This window comes from Bdellovibrio sp. SKB1291214 (genome assembly GCF_002209355.2).
Taxonomy (GTDB): Bacteria; Bdellovibrionota; Bdellovibrionia; order Bdellovibrionales; family Bdellovibrionaceae; genus Bdellovibrio.
The window spans coordinates 2,005,614-2,022,580 of the sequence record NZ_CP106855.1 but is presented as its reverse complement, the minus strand read 5'-3'; the positions used below and the strand labels follow the sequence as shown (position 1 = coordinate 2,022,580).

Sequence of the window (16,967 nt, the reverse complement as noted above, 5' to 3'; positions counted from 1 at the left end):
ATTTGGGGTCATACATCAATATTTTTTGATGAATCCCACTCCACGTTATTCAGCGAATATTCATATTTGCCGAATAGTTACCTATGCACGTAACCGGTAATTGCAGTCTTAATCTCAAAACAAGACTTGCTCAGATCATTCGTTTTCTGGGTATCGGTTCCCTATTGTTTCAAACTGCTTGCAGTATCGATTTAAGTATCTGGTCCGAACACGGCGATGTTCTAAGTGGTAAAGTACAAATGCCCGGAATCACTTCGTCGGCTGCGTGTGCTGCTGGCACTAAGATCGTCACGGTCCATCAGTTGAATCCCGATGGTTCCGTTGATGAAACTCCTTGGGCAAGTACTTCGCTTGAATCTGATTACTCATTCAAATTTACAAACTTTTTCAAGACGGCGCCATCTTCAAATCTTTTTTTGAAAGTCGAAGCTTGCGGTAAACAGCTGACTCGTCCTGTGACTGGTATGACCAATCAAACGGTGTCGTATACGACAAGCATCGTAGGATTAGCTCCATATGTTCAGCTGGGCGGCATTAGAAAACTTCCAGACTTAGGTGCAGGTCAAATCGATGCATTGATCGCAAGTATCGAGGCAGCGCCGGGTGCGAGCACCTCAGAATCGATGAGCGAAGTTTACGACGCCTTGGTTGCTGGAAGTGGCGCGACTCAACGTGCTCAAGTTGTCGCGGGTTTGGGCTTGACTGATATTTCTGACTTAGTATCGATGGTGCCACCTTATATCGCAAATTTGACGTCACCTGCCTCCTATCCAGAGATGAGTTCTGCAACTCACACGGTGACAGCTGCTCACTGGTATGGAAGCTATAGCGCAGCTTATGAGTGGACTTTAAATGGAACACACGTGGGTACGAATGCGACTTATACGTTTACTCCGACAAAAAATTCTCAGGGCGCAAATATCGTCGGTCTAAAAATCGGTACCAACGATGGCTCTGGAAACATCGATACGTCACTTGCAGTTTTAGATAAGGCGTACACTGTTACTGTTCAAAATACTTTTCCAGCCATCGCACCTGCCCTGAGTTTGACATCAAATGCTGTTACAAATTCTATCACTGCGGCACTTGCTATCGACACGGGCGCCTCTTTAGTGAACTGTGATACGTTCTCGACTTTCGCCATTTCTGAAAGCGCAACTTCTGCGGGTGTTGCGGCCTCCGATTTCAATCGAACTTGCTCAACGAATACAACCCAGTCAGAAAACTATGCCATGTCTATGTCTGACGGGATAAAAACCATTTATCTTTGGTCAAAAGATTCTGCTGGCAATATCTCGGCGACGCCGACATCGGTCACTGTAAAATATGATACGACAGCACCCACGTTAAGCCTGACGGGAGTACCTACAGTCATCGCAGGATCAACAGCGATGAGCCTGACTTTCTCAGCTACTGACTCCTTAGCAGGAATAGCGTTAGTAAAACTTCAATACTCTGCAGATGATATTACTTACACGGATGTTGCCACTTTAACGGCGGCTACATCTCCTTACACGGGATACACGCCGACAGCATCCGGTTACATGAGACTTTATGCCGAAGACAATGCCGGTAACTCGAATGCTACTACAGGATTGCCGTTTGTATACGATAATACCCCACCTAATGCTCCGTCCCCGACGCTGACATCTGCGGCGATTACTAACAACACACAAGTGACATTCACGGTTCCTAATTGTACCGACACATCATACATACTGTTCACTGAAAGTGCGGGGGCACCCGCTGCAGGAAATACTTCGTGGGTCGCGTGCAACACAGCAACGACTTACACTCACACGATCACGGGTGAAACGACTCACACGATTTATGTGTGGGCAAAAGACACTGCGAACAATGTTTCTGCAACTTCTGGAAGCTTAAGTGTTATTTTAGATGTCACTCCGCCGACCGTGACATGGGTTGCACCAACCACAGATGTTCGGGTGAGCACAGCGACAACCGTTTCCTGGAGAGTGACGGATATTCATACATCCACCTCACAAAACACAGTTCTGCAATATAGCGAGGATGCAGGGGTCACGTGGTCGACTCTAAGTACTCAAGCCTTGCCCGCGAATAGCGTGTCAAATCAAACTTACACTTACACTTGGACGACACCTGCTACGACAAAAAATGCCAGACTGCGTGTGGTAACAACAGACTCGGCGACAAATCAAAGAACTATCACGAAAGATTTGATCGTAGAGTCTGAACGTCCCGTGATCGACACATTCACTTTGGCAGACGGTGCAACCATCGTCGGTATTTCCTCTGTCAATGCCGCCTTAAGTGTAACGGCATCGACATCGGTCACTTCGTACATGCGTTTTTCTGAAACTGACTTTGATGTTAATACTGATAACGGTGTGGGTTGGATTCCTTTTTCTGCCTCGGGTATGAGTTATGCTTTAAGCTCATCCCCTGGTAACCATACTGTCTATGCTCAGATAAAAAATAATGCCGGCATCATGTCGTTGACCAAATCCTATACTCTGAAGCTCGAACTGGGCACGCCTCCGGTGATTAAGGTCACGTCGCCATCAGGTTCAGGAACCTATGTTCCTGGCAATGTCATGCCCATCACTTGGAACTGTACAAGTTCTGATGTGAGCATCAATTTGGCAAGTCCACCCATTTCAAGTATCCAATACACGATTGACGATGGTCGGTCTTATCATACGATTGTTGACAGCACGATGGTGTCGTTGGCTGCGTCTGGCACTTACAATTGGACTATTCCAGCGACAACTTCAACGGGCCAGACAATTTCATCAACCACCCCAATACGTGTGTTGGTCGCTTGTAAAACAGAGGGCGGTATCATTACGACGGCTCTTTCCGCGATTCAAAACTCGACTTGGCAAATCTTAGCCGGCGATCCGGGTAACCTTGAATATGGCGTGCATTTGAGCGCTGTGGATATGTCTTCTTGGAATGGGATCTTTGCTGATTCAAATTCAAATATGTACTCTGGTTCTAAGCTTCGTCACGCCATCATGAAAATCGACCGTCAAACAGGTATCGCCAGTGAATGGTTAGGAAGTATGAGTGTCGCAGGCTGCCCTACCGCAACGGTTGCGCAATTTACCATTCCGCGAATTATTGATATCACAAATGGTGAAATGACAATTGTCTCTCCACCGTGCTCGACGATCACACGAATTAAAATCAGTGATAAGAGTATCGTTTGGAACCGGGTTGTTTCGCAACTTAACGGAGACGAGAGAACACAGATCTCAAATCCTTCATATGATGCATATTTGAAATCTGGCTATTATTACTTCCCGTCTTATCACTCAGGTCTCATTAGACCTAAAGCTTACTACGAATTAGACTTGAACACAATTTCGAGCACGCCAAAATTGATCATAGGTTCCGGAACTGATTGCACCAATTCCACGCCAAGTGTGGGAGCTGCTGGCGATACCATTCCTTTGCCATGTCAGAGCGGTGATTACAATGGCTGGATCGCACCTATGCCTGACCGCACGAAAGTTTATATTTACCACCGTACTGGTACGACGTCTTCCAACCGCTTCGAGATGACGTACGATACGACGACATCGAAATGGTTGGTTTCCAGCACTTCAGCAAGTGTTTCGAATCTTTGTTCACGAGTGATGTATGTCGGCAATGATACAAGTAAGTACTTCTGTATGTTGAATGCTCGCAGTGGTAACGTGGTCAGTTTTGTGGATACAGCAACAGGAAATTATGGTGGTTCAAGCGTCTCGCTATCATCATTCAAAATCACTGAATTTCAAGGGATCATGGGCTCATCTAATAGCTCGGTATATGTCGTATCAAGAGAAACAAATGAGTTGTTCGAGATAAAATACAATTCTGGTTTCACTGCAAATAAAATCGGCGGTACACCATTCCTGACCTATGGTAACGGCACCGATGTCTCATTGGTCGGCTTCACATCTATTTCGGGCCTGGCTTATGACCCTGTAAATAATTATCTATATACTCGCGGTTTACGGCACCTGCGTCGCATGAAAATCGATACGACGACAACCCCGGGAAGTCCCTTTATTTCACAGATAGATACAGCTTATCCAAGCGTCATCAATACTGTATTGAATTCTTATGGTGCACTGTTAGTCGATCCAACGGGATCACGCATACTGATGAATACTGGAAGTACTTCGGGTTATAAATGGGAGGGACAGGCTTTATCCCCTGCCGCGTGGCCTGACGGAGCAAATGCCGACCTCAGCACCTACGTAGGACTTCATACCGGTACATCTGGCACGGCACCGACATTGGGCACTCCTTTTGATTATAATACGATCGCATTATGGGACTGGGGTTCAACGGCAACCTTCATGGCGGATAACAGCATGTATTTCGCAAGTTACTCAAACAATACTTTTACCTCTAATCTTGCTATCTATAAAGCAACGACGCCCGCAGGAACAGATTCGATTGTTGCAATTGCAGGTAAATCGGGTACCCCTTCTTCCACATCTTTCACGGACGGTGCGACAGCACTAGGCGTTGGATTTTCAAGAATCTACGGTATGCAAGAGGACAGCTCTGGTGAATTATTAGTCTATGACGAGAACCGTGTCGTGCAAATCACGGCTAAATCAAGTTCGTCATCTCCGAAAGCATATCTAGTTCATGATCTGACAACATTCACGAATTATCCAACCGGAAAAACGTGGATTGATGCAGTTCATGACAATGCCACAGGTTGGAACTATTTCTTAGCGAACGATGTGAATACCGGTGTCACTGAAGTCTACGCCGCCAATGACACCACGAAAACTTTCGAAAGCATTCCTGTCACGGGATTGGATCTGCCAGGCACTAAACCCGGAAATCGCGGTAAGGCTTTCTATCTGAAAGTCACCCCACTGGGCTTATTGATGCAAGACGCTTATAAGCGTCGTATCTTAGTCACTCCGCTGAAACCATAAAAAAAGGGAGCACTTTCGTACTCCCTTTTGCGATCAGTTCGCGTTTAGATGTGGAAAGATATTTTTATCAGCTAGATCAACGAATCGATAGCCTTGTTGTTCAAGTTTCGTCATCAAACGATCCAAGCTTTTTGCCGTGTTCATATGAATATCGTGCATTAATAAAACGCCACCATTGGTTTGGCTGACAACGTGATTCACATAGCCTGCATAGTCAGAACGAAGACTTGCTGGAGCTTGGCAAGTTTTATTAGATTTCTCAGAAACCGTTCCGGTGTTAGCGAACGCCCAATCACACGTATCGATATTCCAACCTACGATATTATAACCAATGGACTCCGCATACTCATTCGCTGCGCACGTTGAATTTCCATAGGGGTAACGCAAAAACTTAGGTGTTGTGAACTGTCTTAGCAATTTATCTGTTTGATAAATCTGATTTTTAGCATTCACGTCCGACAAAGTGTGAAAGTTAGGATGGTTGTAAGAGTGATTGGCAATATGGTGACCTTCTTTAAGAATACGACGGATCAAATTTTCATTCCCCGCGATCTTGCCACCTAAAACAAAGAAGACCGCTTTAGCGTCATGTTTTTTAAGGACATCTAAAATAATCGGTGTCGTTTGTGGATTTGGACCATCATCAAATGTTAAAGCGATCGTACCACGAGTCACCTTATCGGGAACACGAATCGCATAGGTGCAACTTCCCCACGTAAGAGCGTCTGTTAATGGGTTTTTGAAGGACTGGGTTTGCAGCTCTTGCATTTGGATCAATTCTTCGTTGGAGGGTACGGGGCCAAGCTTAGAGACTTCGCCTTCTGACTGGGCGAATGCAGAGTTGAACGACAGAACTGCCAAAGACATGGCTACGAAACGCTTCATAATGCCTCCATTTTTTATGACCCGGAATATAACCGGGGGTCATGGATTTTTCACCGAATCTCGTGTTCGTCAAATCTGTGGTCATCCCTTTTTACAAAGGCGAATCCAAATCGTCTAATACCTTTACACCTCGCAGCTTTGGGGCTTTTTCATTGCCGTTTAAGACCAACAAAATATAGTGAATCGGTCTCCTAAAGTAATAATATTCTTAGAGGAAAAAATGCGGATTTTCAGCTTAGTGTTAGCTCTATTAATGACGTCGATCGTGGCGCAAGCGCAGGTATCGATCATCGATCAAAGCCCCTCCTCCACCCAGTGGAAGACCATCGAAAACAAATTTGTAAAAGTCATTTATCCCGAGACTTTTAAAAATCGCGCCGTGTATGTGGCGAATTTGATCGAACATTATTCTGAGGTTGTTGGTCTTACTTACGGAATTAAACATCCTAAAAAAGTAACATTGATCATCCGTGACAAAATGGCTCAGCCGAACGGGTTTGTGACTGTAGGCCCGCGTCGCACCGAATGGTACGGTTCGCAAGTATACTCCCCGATCGTAGGGGGAACTGAATGGTACCAGACGCTTTCGATCCACGAATACCGTCACGTTCAGCAATATGATGCCTTCAGCGATAATTCGGTAAAGTGGTTTAACTTTTTCCTGGGGGACATGGGTATTGCCTTGGCCGACGCCCTAGTGAACAAATCCTGGATGAAGGAAGGCGATGCGGTTTGGGCTGAAACTAAATTCACCGATGCGGGTCGCGGCAGATCACCGCGCTTTATGGCGCGCTTAAAAGCATTGCTCATGGGTCGCGCCACCCCGACCTACGATCAATTTATCAGTGGTACTTATCAAGACAGCTTAGTGAATCAGTATGTTTATGGTTACATCTTAATTTCCCGTGCTGCTCAAAAATACGGTGATGATTTCTGGAATAAAATAAATGAACAAAATAGCCGCGGTCCACATCCGTGGAGATTTGAAAACGCATTCAAAGAACTTTCCGGCGGCACATCGTTTAGAAAATTCTATTATGAGTCATTCGACGAACTTCGTAAGGCTTGGGCAAAGGATCAGTTCCCAGGTCTGCAGAAAACGGAGTTCTCTGTTTCCACAGATCCAAAACAAATCGGAAATGATATTTACTTCGTCCGCTACGATCTAAATACTTTGCCGGCTCTCTATAAGACTTCGGGTACTGAAACAGAAAAAGTAGCAGAAGTCCCTTATGCTGGAGATTTGGGGCGTCTGGATTATTCCAACGAGCACGCTATTTATGCGGACCTCCTTCCTCATCCTCGTTTTGGCTTTGAAGGGTATTCTGACTTAGTCCTGGTGGATTTAAAAAAAGGCTCCCACAAATATATCACTTCAGATTTACGCGTTTATAATCCGCACTTCAGCCCCGATGGAAAAACTGTGATCGCTGCTGAATATATGCAAGATCAAACTTGGCAGCTCGTTGAGTTCGATCTATCTGGTAAACGCTTGCGCAATTTAAAATTGCCAGGATTGAATCTGGTCGAGGCGGTGGCTTTTGATAAGGATAAGGTTGCAGCTTTCGCGCTTGATAACTCTGGTTATCGCTCATTGATCATTGCAAACTTTGGTTCTGACAAAATCACAACGTTATTGCCGGCATCTCGTAATAACTTGTTCTCCCTTCATGCTAACGGCCAAGGCGAAATTCTGTTTGAAGCAGAATACAAAGGTGCCGTTGAGATCATGAAGCTAAACACCCACTCCCAAGAATTGGTTCAGTGTACCCAAAGCAAAATGGCGGCTTATGCGCCAACATTTGGCGGCTCTGATATTTATTACTCCGAGCAATTCCCCTACGGAAACCGTATTCAAAAGGCTTCACTAAAGGATTGTAAACCTTTGGCTAAAACCGAGCTGGCCGACTTTAAATACTTAAGCGACTCGCCAAGTGATGCCTTTAATAAGTTCCCACCAGTCAAAATTTCTGACCAAGGAAGTTACTACACTAAAAACTCTGGTGAATATAAAGAAGACGACTATAGCGGCTTTGATGCCCGCGCCTTTACTCCGCATAGCTGGAGCTTCCTGTTGGGACGCGGTGTGAGTGCTTCGGTTTCAACCGATAATTACCTTCGTGACTTTGGAGCGACCATCGCCGCAGGGACCGATGGCGAAGAAAACGTTCCTTACACGGCATTAGAAATTGATTTCAAACGCTATTGGCCCGTAATCAGCCTTTTGGGTGACATCAGAAACCGCAGCACCGATGTGATGAACACAAATCCCGAGCAAGAACTCACTTGGAGAGAGGGTTCTTACGGAGTGGGCATTCTTTTGCCTTATATGTTTAAACATCACATGTACTCTGGTCTGGCAGCCTTACAGTACTCGGCAAAAATCCTTCGCACTGAAACTTACCGCATCGACGAAGTGGGCGTTCCGGGGGCTGGAACTTCTCAGTATGTTGATCAAACTGTCAGTTTCCAATTTGCTTATGCAAAGGAAGCTTACCACCGCTCGATTCTTTCCCCTTGGAGTGTTGCTGTTTCCGCGACGTATGAAGACGCCGATGCCATGGGTGACGAGTCAGCAGCTGGTTCTTATCGCACTTATGGCCACATCGATTTTACGACGCCTGGTATTTTTAAAAACAATAGCATCTTGCTTTCATTCAGCGGCCAAGAAAATGCGGAAGGCATGAACCGTTACCTGTTCCCGGCTCCAATTATAAATCCGACAGGGTATGTTTACTCTCGAGGTTTTGAGTATAAAACGTCAGACCGCTTTGCTAAGGTCAGTGCAAACTACATGTTCCCGATTGCATATCCTGACTGGAATGCCGGTCTTTGGATTTATGTAAATCGTGTTTACGCAAATCTCTTTGTGGATAATACGAAATACACAGCGCTGAATGTTGATTACAACTTAAAGAGTTCCGGCGCGGAGGTGATCTTGGATTCGAAATTCTTCCGCTTTTTACCTTTAAGCTGGGGTCTTCGTTATATTCATGAAACAGATCCAGACAAAGATGATGTTGAAATGTATGTAGGTACAAAACTGACACTTTGATCCGTTACAGAGCGCTGCTGGCAAGCACGGAACTCCCCTGCCAGAGCGCATGTCCTGTGAATTCCTTTGAGTCTTATCGCCAACAAGTTTCAGATAAAAACAGCTGACTTTACTTACTATGACGTCTCAGGCCCTTGCAGGTAATGTCCCCATCACTTGCGCCATCCAAACCTATACCGGAAATTATGTGACAGGCGTAGGTGGTGGTGGACGTGTGACCGACGTGATTCACACGGATGCAACCAAAATCGGTTCGTGGGAAAAGTTCACTTTGATTGACTCAAACTCAGGACAACCCATTATTGAATATGGCATTCAAACTAAAACTGGAAATTTTCTAACTGCTGTCGGAGGAGGAGGTCGCATTACTGACGTGATCCATTCTGACGCCACTCAACTCCGCGATTGGGAAAAATTTCGCGTGATCTCTGACTTTGCCCACGAATAGACTGGTTTTCCTTGTTCCTTAAAGGGAAAGTTTGCTCCTTGGGGTAAGACCTGCTACCAAGGAGCCATGTCATCTTCTAATAAAATCCCTAAAAAATACCAGCCCAAAGGTTTTGAAATCTTGCACGACGATATGGATATTATCGTCGGCAACAAGTCCCCTGGGATTTTAACGGTGGCAGCAAAATGGGAGCGGGAAAATACTGTTCACGGTCTGTTAAATCAGTGGGTCCGCAAGGGCAATCCCCGCTCGAACAAAATGGTTTATGTTGTTCACCGCTTAGACCAAGCGACTTCAGGTGTTTTAGTTTTTGCGAAAACTGAAGAAGTCATGAATTGGCTGAAAGATAATTGGAAGTCTTTTAATAAAACGTACTATGCCATCGTCCATGGGAAACTGGATAAAAAGTCCGGCACAATCCAGAGCTATTTAAGTGAGGATGAAGACTATGTAGTTCACTCAAGTCAAGATGCCGATAAAGGCAAGCTTGCGATCACTGAATACACAGTTTTAAAAGAAACAGATAAGTTTAGTCTTTTAAAAATCAATTTACTGACGGGTAAAAAGAATCAGATTCGCGTGCATTTATCTGAACAAGGTCACGCGATCGTGGGAGATACCAAATATGGTCGCCCCACTTCACCGTTTAAAAATTTGTATTTGCATTCTGCGGAGCTTGAGATCAATCATCCGCACACCAAGAAACGAATCAGCTTTAAAGCTCGTGTTCCGGGGTACTTTAAAACCTTGATCGATTTTGAATACTAAAGTTCCAGATCCGAAACACGCCACAACGTAACGATGTCTTTTAAGGATTTATTCACACGATCTTTGATTTGCTCGGCCGTTTCACCATTGGACGCATAGGTGCTGTGTGTATCACTCACCAGGGTTACTCCATAACCAAGATCGGCAGCCTTACGGCAGGTGGCCTCAATACAGAACTCTGATTGCAAGCCCGCGATGATCAACTTTTGAATGCCTTTTTTCTTAAGCACACTATGAAGTTCTGTTTCCGTAAAGGGATCTGCCAGTTTCTTTTGAACAATCAGATCGCCATTTTCGATGGAAAGTTCAGGATGGATCAACCAGCCCTCCGTCCGTTCTTCATCTGGATCACCAGGTTTCCCATTATTTTGAATGAAGATCACTTGTGTGTTCGATGCACGCGATAAGTACAAAAGCTTTTGAAGGTTTTCCAAAAGCTCATCTGCACCATGTATACAGTTTTCGGGTGCAAACATATTTGCTTGGACATCGACAATGACAAGAGCCGTATTCAAATTCATTCCTCAACAATATCTCATCCTGGTCCATTAGACCACTCCCAAGTCGCATCCAGCACAAAGACTTGCTTAGCTCACCTTTTCATTCGAGAATAAGAAATGCTTCAACTGAACCGGAAGACATTCACACTCGGTGCCATTACGTTGGCAGCCCTTTTATATTGGAAAGGTCGCCCCATTTCGGTTCCTGATGGAGTTTTAATTCCTGAAGCCCCAGAGCAAACTGAACTTTCAGAAAACGAACGTAAGCCCATCAAAATTGACACAGGTGTGGTTGAGCCATTAGCCCGGTATAAGATTCGCGCGCGAGTGCTTTCCACAAACAGGTACTGGCTGGATCCAGGTGCTGCAGTCTCACCGATCGATCTTGCGTTGGGTTGGGGGCCGATGTCTGACTCGAAAGTTTTGAACGAACTTAGTATCGGACAGTCCTTGCGCTATTATCATGTCAGGTGGAGAAACCCTCCGATCCCTGAAAATGAAATCATGCACCACAGTGCCAACGTTCACATCATCCCTGCAAACAAAGTGATAAAAGATGTCGTACTCGGTTTGCGTGAAGGAAATTTAATAGAACTACAAGGCAGTCTTGTCATGGTCAGCGGAAAAGATGGTGGCGAATGGAAAAGTTCTCTGTCTCGTGACGACACAGGTGCTGGTGCATGCGAGCTGATGCACGTCACTGCAGTTCGTGTCCTTAATTAACTTTTGTAAATGTTAAATGAAAACCAAAAGGTGAATTTGCGTGGTCTGCTTGACCCGTCTCCATTTGAAGTTTTAGAACAGCTTCACGATTAATAAATCCAAATGGAGGATATCACATGAAATCAGTTCTAGTTTTACTAGCTACTTTGTCTCTTTCTTCAGCTTTCGCAGCGCCAAACGAAGACCTTACTCTTCCAGGTGAGCGTTGGATGTCTAAATTCACAGCGTATGTTTGTGATGATGGCAACACTCAAACACAAACTATTCCTGCAGACTTCGCAGCTTGGAACGTTCAATTGCAAACTGCTACAACAGACTACTCTTTGGATAATCTATTGATCAAAGGTACTTTCTCTGAAGAAGGTTCTGTTTGTAAGTACTCTGCTCTAGTATTCGCTGACAACGCAGCTAAAACAGCGGCGCTTGTTGATTCACGTGCTTACGCAGTAGAAGGCACTTCTGCATGCGCTAACGGTAAAGCATTCCTTGATGCTTCATTGAAATTGAACAACTACAAATATCTTCACGGTCGCGCAGCTATCTACGTTCCCGCAACAGATGCTGCTGCTCAATGTGGCGCTGATGCAACAACTGTTGGCTTGCACTTCCAAGTTACTGGCAAAATTCAATAGTAGTTTTCTCAGATTCAGAATTTAAAATGTTCTGGCCCAAAGCCGCTGATGACCTGTCAGCGGCTTTTTTTATTTTCACGTTATGACGACGTCTCGTCGAGTTCGTGAAATTACATTTTGCTCCCTAAGAATCCCCTGATCATGATTAAGAAAAAAGGAGGTTCCCGTGAAAGCGCATTTGTTATTAGCGGCATCTCTATTTCTAACTGTTCCCGTTTTTGCACAAGAAATGGATGCTTTTGAAAATTCGGAAGAGGCCGTAGTTTCAATTACTGAGGACTCGGTTACCGTGCTTGAAACCTATAACTACAACTTCGGTTGGGTTAAGAAAAATAAGAGTGAGTCTGCACGGTTCCGTTTGCGAAATGATGGCAACTATCCCTTTTATATAAATGATATTGATACCTGGGGAAAATATTTTAGCCACACAGAAAACTGCGGCGGAGTTTTGTGGCCGGGGCAGTCTTGTCGAGCAACAGTCAAATTTGCTCCTAAAAAAGTGGGATCATGGAGTGGTTCCCTGCGTTTTGATCTGGTCGGCAGATCGGACATCAACGTCAACCTGAGTGGCTGGTGCTACAATTACTAGGATTTCTTGGAGTCATTGCGCGATGTTTTTGGATACACCCCACGTCGCGCAAGCTCTTAAGATCCTTGAAAATCTTGCCTATCTGACAGGTCCGATGTTGCGATTTCTTCAAAAGTAAACTCGGTTTCGTATAATGATGTAAAGACTCTTTTACAACTCTATATCACGTCGCGTTATTGAAGAAGTTATTCGTGGAAACCCACGGCAGAGGGTTGTTGATTACAGTTGAGTTAGCTACAAAGCCTGTATGAAAACATTCACGAATCGTAGCGTAACTGGTTTGAATTCGGTGTTCTTGTCCGTCATCGCAGTGATGGTTTTGAATTCCCTATTTTTGTACACAGCATTCCGCAATCAAAAAGCTGATGCTGAACGAGTTCTTCATTCCAACCAAGTAGTCATCGAAATTGAAAGCGTGATTTCTTACGCCAAAGATGCTGAAACGGGCATGCGCGGATATCTGTTAACGGGTAACAAAGAATATCTTGAACCTTACTATGCAGGCATCTCGTCTTCCAACGCAGCCATTGCGCGCCTGCAAGAACTTGTGAAAGATAATTCAACTCAGCTGGGACATCTAAAATCCTTGCAAACAATTCTGAAATCTCGCTTTGAGGTCTTAGAAGAAAATATTGAAAAATTCCAAGTCGCAGGTCCCTTAAGCCGCAAAGGTACATTGAACGAAGGTAAAGTTCTGATGGATCAGGCCCGCGGCGTCGTGGTGCAAATGCGCACCGAAGAGCGCCGTCTATTGGACATGCGCCGAGACGATGCGGAAAAATCCCAAATTTACGTATTGATGTCATTAATTGGCTCAGGTTTGCTCAATGTCATCCTGGCTGCGATTGCTTACTATATTATCCGTCGTCGCCAAGTCATTTTGAACATTGAAGCTCAAGCCCGCGAACGTGAACTTGCTTTGAAAAATCGTATCGCCCAACTATCACAGCTTGTTGCTCAAGACTTTGATGCGGCCACGTTGTCTAAAAAATTGTTATCTTTCATCAGTGATGAGCTTCATATCCCTGCAGCTACGATGTACGTTCACCGCGGCGACAGCTTGGAAAGCTGTGCACACTATGCTCGTGTCACGGATACACTGCTCACCGCTCCCCTTACGCAAGTTCCTTTGAATGTTGGTCTGGTGGGTGAAGCATACAACAAAACAGAAATTGTCGAGATCAACAACCTTCCAGAAAACTACTTCTGGATCGGTTCAAGCTTAGGAAAATCTCAACCAACGACACTGGTACTTGTACCCCTAATAAGTTTAGGTAAGCCCGTGGGCGTTATGGAATTAGCGCTTTTTGATAAACTTACCGAGCATCAGCTCAATTTCTTAGAACAATGTTCTGAACTCGTTGCTACGGGACTTGCCTCTTCTGAAAGCCGTGGACACTTGGAAAATCTTTTAGATACGACTCAGTTGCAAGCTCAAGAGTTGCAAACACAACAAGAAGAGCTGCGTTCCGCAAACGAGGACCTGGAAGAACAAGCTCGCATGCTAGAAAAGCAGCAAGACGTTGTGAACACTCGTAATAACGAGCTTGAAAAAATCAATCAGTACAAATCAGATTTCTTGGCAAAGATGTCCCACGAACTTCGTACGCCATTGAATAGCTTGCTGATTCTGTCTACCCTCCTGCGTGAAAACAAAGAGGGCAATCTTTCAGAACAACAGAAAAACTTTGCGGGCACAATTTACGATGCCGGCAATGACTTGCTAAATTTGATCAACGATATTTTGGATCTCTCTAAAATCGAAGCTCGTAAACTAGTGATTCGTTCTGAACGCTTTTCATTAAAGAGCATGACAGAACAGTTGCTATCGACGTTCAAACCTCAAGCCGAGAAAAAAGGTTTGGATATTCGTGTAAGTCTAGACCGCGATGCCGAAGATCTTATTTTGGAAACAGATGGACAACGTCTTGGTCAAATCCTGCGTAACTTTATGTCGAATGCTGTGAAATTCACGGAAACTGGTTCCGTGGAAATCAAAGGCCATAACTTCAAAAATGGCATGATTGACATCTCTGTGAAGGACACCGGTATTGGTATTAATCCCGAGCAGCGTGCGACAATCTTTGAAGCATTTGAACAGGGTAATAACCAAATCAGTCGCAAATACGGCGGAACTGGATTGGGTTTAACCATCTCTAAAGAATTGGCAGAGCTTTTGGGTGGCCACATTGTTGTGCACTCTGAAGAGGGCAAAGGCAGTGAATTTACAATCCGTCTGCCGATCGTTTTACCAAGCGAAATTGTTCCTGCGGCAAAATCGAGTATCGACATCAATATCTCTAAAGGCACAGGCTTCCAACAAGAAGTCCGTCCCCCAGCAGCAGACGAAGTCGAGAATATTCTTAAAACTATTCACGGTGACAAGCGCACATTGTTAATCGTTGAAGATGATGAAAGATTCAGTGGGCTAGTTGCTCAAGCCGCTCGCGATCACGAGTTTATGCCTATTCAAGTGACTTCTGGTGAGACCGCACTGCAATTGCTAGAGCGCTTCACTCCGACAGCCATCATGCTGGACATCAAACTTCCAGGTGTCAGTGGGTTTGGAGTTTTGGAAACATTGAAAAAGATTCCACAGCTTCGCCACGTCCCTGTTCATATGATTTCAGCGCTGGATTATCCTCAGCAAACGTTGCGTATGGGTGCCATGGGTTACCTTGGAAAACCCGTGACTATGGATCAAATCCATAGCGCCGTTGAACAACTTAAAAACATCGCTGCGGAATCCACGAAAAAACTTTTGATTGTCGAAGACAACAAAGTTCAACGTGAAGCCATCGCCGCACTTCTTCAGGGACCGGATGTTGAATTAACTTCAGTGGAAACCGGAGAAGAGGCTTTAAAAGAAGTTTTATCAAAAACATTCGATTGCCTGGTCTTGGACCTTTCATTGCCGGATATGACAGGAAATGACTTCCTTGAAAAACTGCACAAGCTGGATCACCCGATTCCACCGGTGATCGTCTATACAGCGAAACAGGTCAGCAAGCGCGAAGAAGAATATCTGCGCAAATACTCGGAAAGTATTATTCTGAAGGGTGCCCGTTCTCCAGAAAGACTTTTGGATGAAGTCAGTCTTTTCTTGCACCGAGTATCCGATACCTTGCCGATGCAGCAACAACAAATGCTATCAGGCCTTCAAGGTGAAAACGATCACTTCGATGGACGTAAGCTTTTGATTGTGGACGATGACATGAGAAACATCTTTGCCCTGACTCACGTTCTGGAAAGCAAAGGCTTTAAAGTCGATGCCGCTCGTGACGGTCAGGAAGCGTTAGAGATGGCTCAAAAAGACTGTACTTACGACGCTATCTTGATGGACTTGATGATGCCACGTATGGATGGTTTTGAGTCGATGGAGCGCATCCGTAGCCTGCAAGATCATACAGAGACTCCGATCATCGCCTTAACTGCTAAAGCGATGAAGGGCGATCATGAAAAAGCCCTCTCAGCCGGAGCGAATGATTACCTCTCCAAACCTATCAATATTGGGAACTTGTTTTCTGTCTTGAGAGTTTGGTTGCGTGAAAGGGATGTTTTCTAAAATGACGGTTGAAAACGTCCAACGTCACTTGCTGCTGGAAGGTATTTTTTTGAAGTATGGTTTTGACTTCAGAAAATACACAGAAGCGTCTGTGACCCGACGTATTGAGGTCATGTTAGGTAAATACAATATCCCGACAGAGGCAGACCTTTTGGCTCGCCTTCTGAATGATGAAGAGTTTTTTAAAAAGATCATGCCGCTTTTCACGGTTAATACCAGTGAGATGTTTCGTGATCCCAGCTTCTTTAAAGCACTGCGTACTCATGTAGTGCCTGTGCTGAGCACCTATCCGAATTTAAATATTTGGATCGCAGGCTGCAGCACGGGAGAGGAAGTTTATAGTTTGCAAATTTTGTTGCATGAAGAGGGCTTGCTTGAAAGAAGCACGATCTATGCAACGGACATCAATCCCATTGCTCTTAAAAAAGCTCGGGACGGTGTCTATGATTTGGAAAGTATCCGCGTGTTCACTAAGAACTACGTGGAGTCTGGCGGATTGAAATCGCCTTCAGACTACTACACCGTGAACTATAATCGTGCACGGATGATTCCCGAACTGCGTGAACGGGTTGTGTTTTCAGAACACAACCTGGCCACGGGCGAGGGCTTCGTAGAGGCTCACTTGATTTTATGTCGGAACGTTTTGATCTATTTTACACGCGAGCTTCAAGAGAGAGTCTTCAAACTGTTTCTTGATTCGCTCGCACCCCGTGCTTTCCTGGGATTGGGAAGCAAAGAGTCCATTCGATTCTCCGCTTGCGCGGAAGCGTTTAATGAACTCGATAAGGAAAACAAAATCTATCAGAAGGCGCGCCTCCAGCACGCCACTCATAGGGGATGATTAGATTGCATTTTAGTAACAATAAAATGC

Annotated in this window: 11 protein-coding genes; 9 read left to right on the top strand and 2 right to left on the bottom strand. The window is 44.9% G+C overall.

Features of this window, described 5'->3' with window-relative positions; genetic code table 11:
- The first annotated feature begins 83 nt into the window (after positions 1–83).
- Positions 84–4,931, top strand: a complete 4,848-nt coding sequence (locus tag B9G69_RS10015) for a hypothetical protein (protein WP_088615174.1) — start codon at positions 84–86, stop codon at positions 4,929–4,931.
- A 33-nt stretch (positions 4,932–4,964) separates the two neighbouring features.
- Here the strand turns inward: B9G69_RS10015 and B9G69_RS10010 are convergent, their stop codons facing one another.
- Positions 4,965–5,816 (bottom strand): polysaccharide deacetylase family protein, encoded by an 852-nt coding sequence (locus B9G69_RS10010; protein WP_088615175.1) that lies wholly within the window; start codon positions 5,814–5,816, stop codon positions 4,965–4,967.
- Positions 5,817–6,036: 220 nt separating this feature from the next.
- On the opposite strand from B9G69_RS10010, the gene B9G69_RS10005 reads away from it, so the two are divergent.
- The 3 genes from B9G69_RS10005 to B9G69_RS09995 all read left to right on the top strand — a co-directional run bounded on the left by B9G69_RS10005 (position 6,037) and on the right by B9G69_RS09995 (position 10,087).
- Entirely contained in the window at positions 6,037–8,871 is a 2,835-nt protein-coding gene (locus B9G69_RS10005) for a hypothetical protein (protein ID WP_088615176.1), read from the top strand.
- Positions 8,872–8,989: 118 nt separating this feature from the next.
- Positions 8,990–9,319, top strand: coding sequence for a fascin domain-containing protein (locus tag B9G69_RS10000; RefSeq protein WP_254916841.1), 330 nt, complete (start codon positions 8,990–8,992; stop codon positions 9,317–9,319).
- A 66-nt stretch (positions 9,320–9,385) separates the two neighbouring features.
- The gene (locus B9G69_RS09995; RefSeq protein WP_265437718.1) at positions 9,386–10,087 is read left to right on the top strand and encodes an RluA family pseudouridine synthase; all 702 of its coding nucleotides are present in this window, start codon (positions 9,386–9,388) and stop codon (positions 10,085–10,087) included.
- On the opposite strand, the gene B9G69_RS09990 is transcribed toward B9G69_RS09995, so the two are convergent.
- Positions 10,084–10,608, bottom strand: a complete 525-nt coding sequence (locus B9G69_RS09990) for a cysteine hydrolase family protein (protein ID WP_088615178.1) — start codon at positions 10,606–10,608, stop codon at positions 10,084–10,086. The two genes, B9G69_RS09995 and B9G69_RS09990, sit on opposite strands and share 4 nt — an antisense overlap.
- A gap of 96 nt (positions 10,609–10,704) precedes the next feature.
- Here B9G69_RS09990 and B9G69_RS09985 point away from each other — a divergent pair, with 96 nt between their 5' ends.
- The 5 genes from B9G69_RS09985 to B9G69_RS09965 all read left to right on the top strand — a co-directional run bounded on the left by B9G69_RS09985 (position 10,705) and on the right by B9G69_RS09965 (position 16,937).
- Complete coding sequence (locus tag B9G69_RS09985; RefSeq protein WP_088615179.1) at positions 10,705–11,310, top strand: hypothetical protein; 606 nt, start codon at positions 10,705–10,707, stop codon at positions 11,308–11,310.
- Positions 11,311–11,426: 116 nt separating this feature from the next.
- A complete protein-coding gene (locus B9G69_RS09980; RefSeq protein ID WP_088615180.1) occupies positions 11,427–11,942 on the top strand; it encodes a hypothetical protein in 516 nt (171 codons plus the stop codon).
- Positions 11,943–12,108: 166 nt separating this feature from the next.
- On the top strand, positions 12,109–12,531 hold the full coding sequence (locus B9G69_RS09975; protein ID WP_088615181.1) for a choice-of-anchor D domain-containing protein: 423 nt from the start codon (positions 12,109–12,111) through the stop codon (positions 12,529–12,531).
- A gap of 247 nt (positions 12,532–12,778) precedes the next feature.
- On the top strand, positions 12,779–16,096 hold the full coding sequence (locus B9G69_RS09970; RefSeq protein WP_088615182.1) for a response regulator: 3,318 nt from the start codon (positions 12,779–12,781) through the stop codon (positions 16,094–16,096).
- Positions 16,086–16,937 carry a CheR family methyltransferase gene (locus tag B9G69_RS09965; protein WP_254917077.1) on the top strand — a complete coding sequence of 284 codons (852 nt, stop codon included), beginning with the start codon at positions 16,086–16,088 and terminating at the stop codon, positions 16,935–16,937. The genes B9G69_RS09970 and B9G69_RS09965 overlap by 11 nt, the downstream gene beginning before the upstream one ends.
- Positions 16,938–16,967 lie beyond the last annotated feature (30 nt).

Bases quoted from the DNA above. Each gene is read 5' to 3' on its own strand.
- B9G69_RS10015 (WP_088615174.1), top strand. From the start codon at position 84: ATGCACGTAACCGGTAATTGCAGTCTTAATCTCAAAACAAGACTTGCT.
- B9G69_RS10010 (WP_088615175.1), bottom strand. From the start codon at position 5,816: ATGAAGCGTTTCGTAGCCATGTCTTTGGCAGTTCTGTCGTTCAACTCT.
- B9G69_RS10005 (WP_088615176.1), top strand. From the start codon at position 6,037: ATGCGGATTTTCAGCTTAGTGTTAGCTCTATTAATGACGTCGATCGTG.
- B9G69_RS10000 (WP_254916841.1), top strand. From the start codon at position 8,990: ATGACGTCTCAGGCCCTTGCAGGTAATGTCCCCATCACTTGCGCCATC.
- B9G69_RS09995 (WP_265437718.1), top strand. From the start codon at position 9,386: ATGTCATCTTCTAATAAAATCCCTAAAAAATACCAGCCCAAAGGTTTT.
- B9G69_RS09990 (WP_088615178.1), bottom strand. From the start codon at position 10,608: ATGAATTTGAATACGGCTCTTGTCATTGTCGATGTCCAAGCAAATATG.
- B9G69_RS09985 (WP_088615179.1), top strand. From the start codon at position 10,705: ATGCTTCAACTGAACCGGAAGACATTCACACTCGGTGCCATTACGTTG.
- B9G69_RS09980 (WP_088615180.1), top strand. From the start codon at position 11,427: ATGAAATCAGTTCTAGTTTTACTAGCTACTTTGTCTCTTTCTTCAGCT.
- B9G69_RS09970 (WP_088615182.1), top strand. From the start codon at position 12,779: ATGAAAACATTCACGAATCGTAGCGTAACTGGTTTGAATTCGGTGTTC.
- B9G69_RS09965 (WP_254917077.1), top strand. From the start codon at position 16,086: ATGTTTTCTAAAATGACGGTTGAAAACGTCCAACGTCACTTGCTGCTG.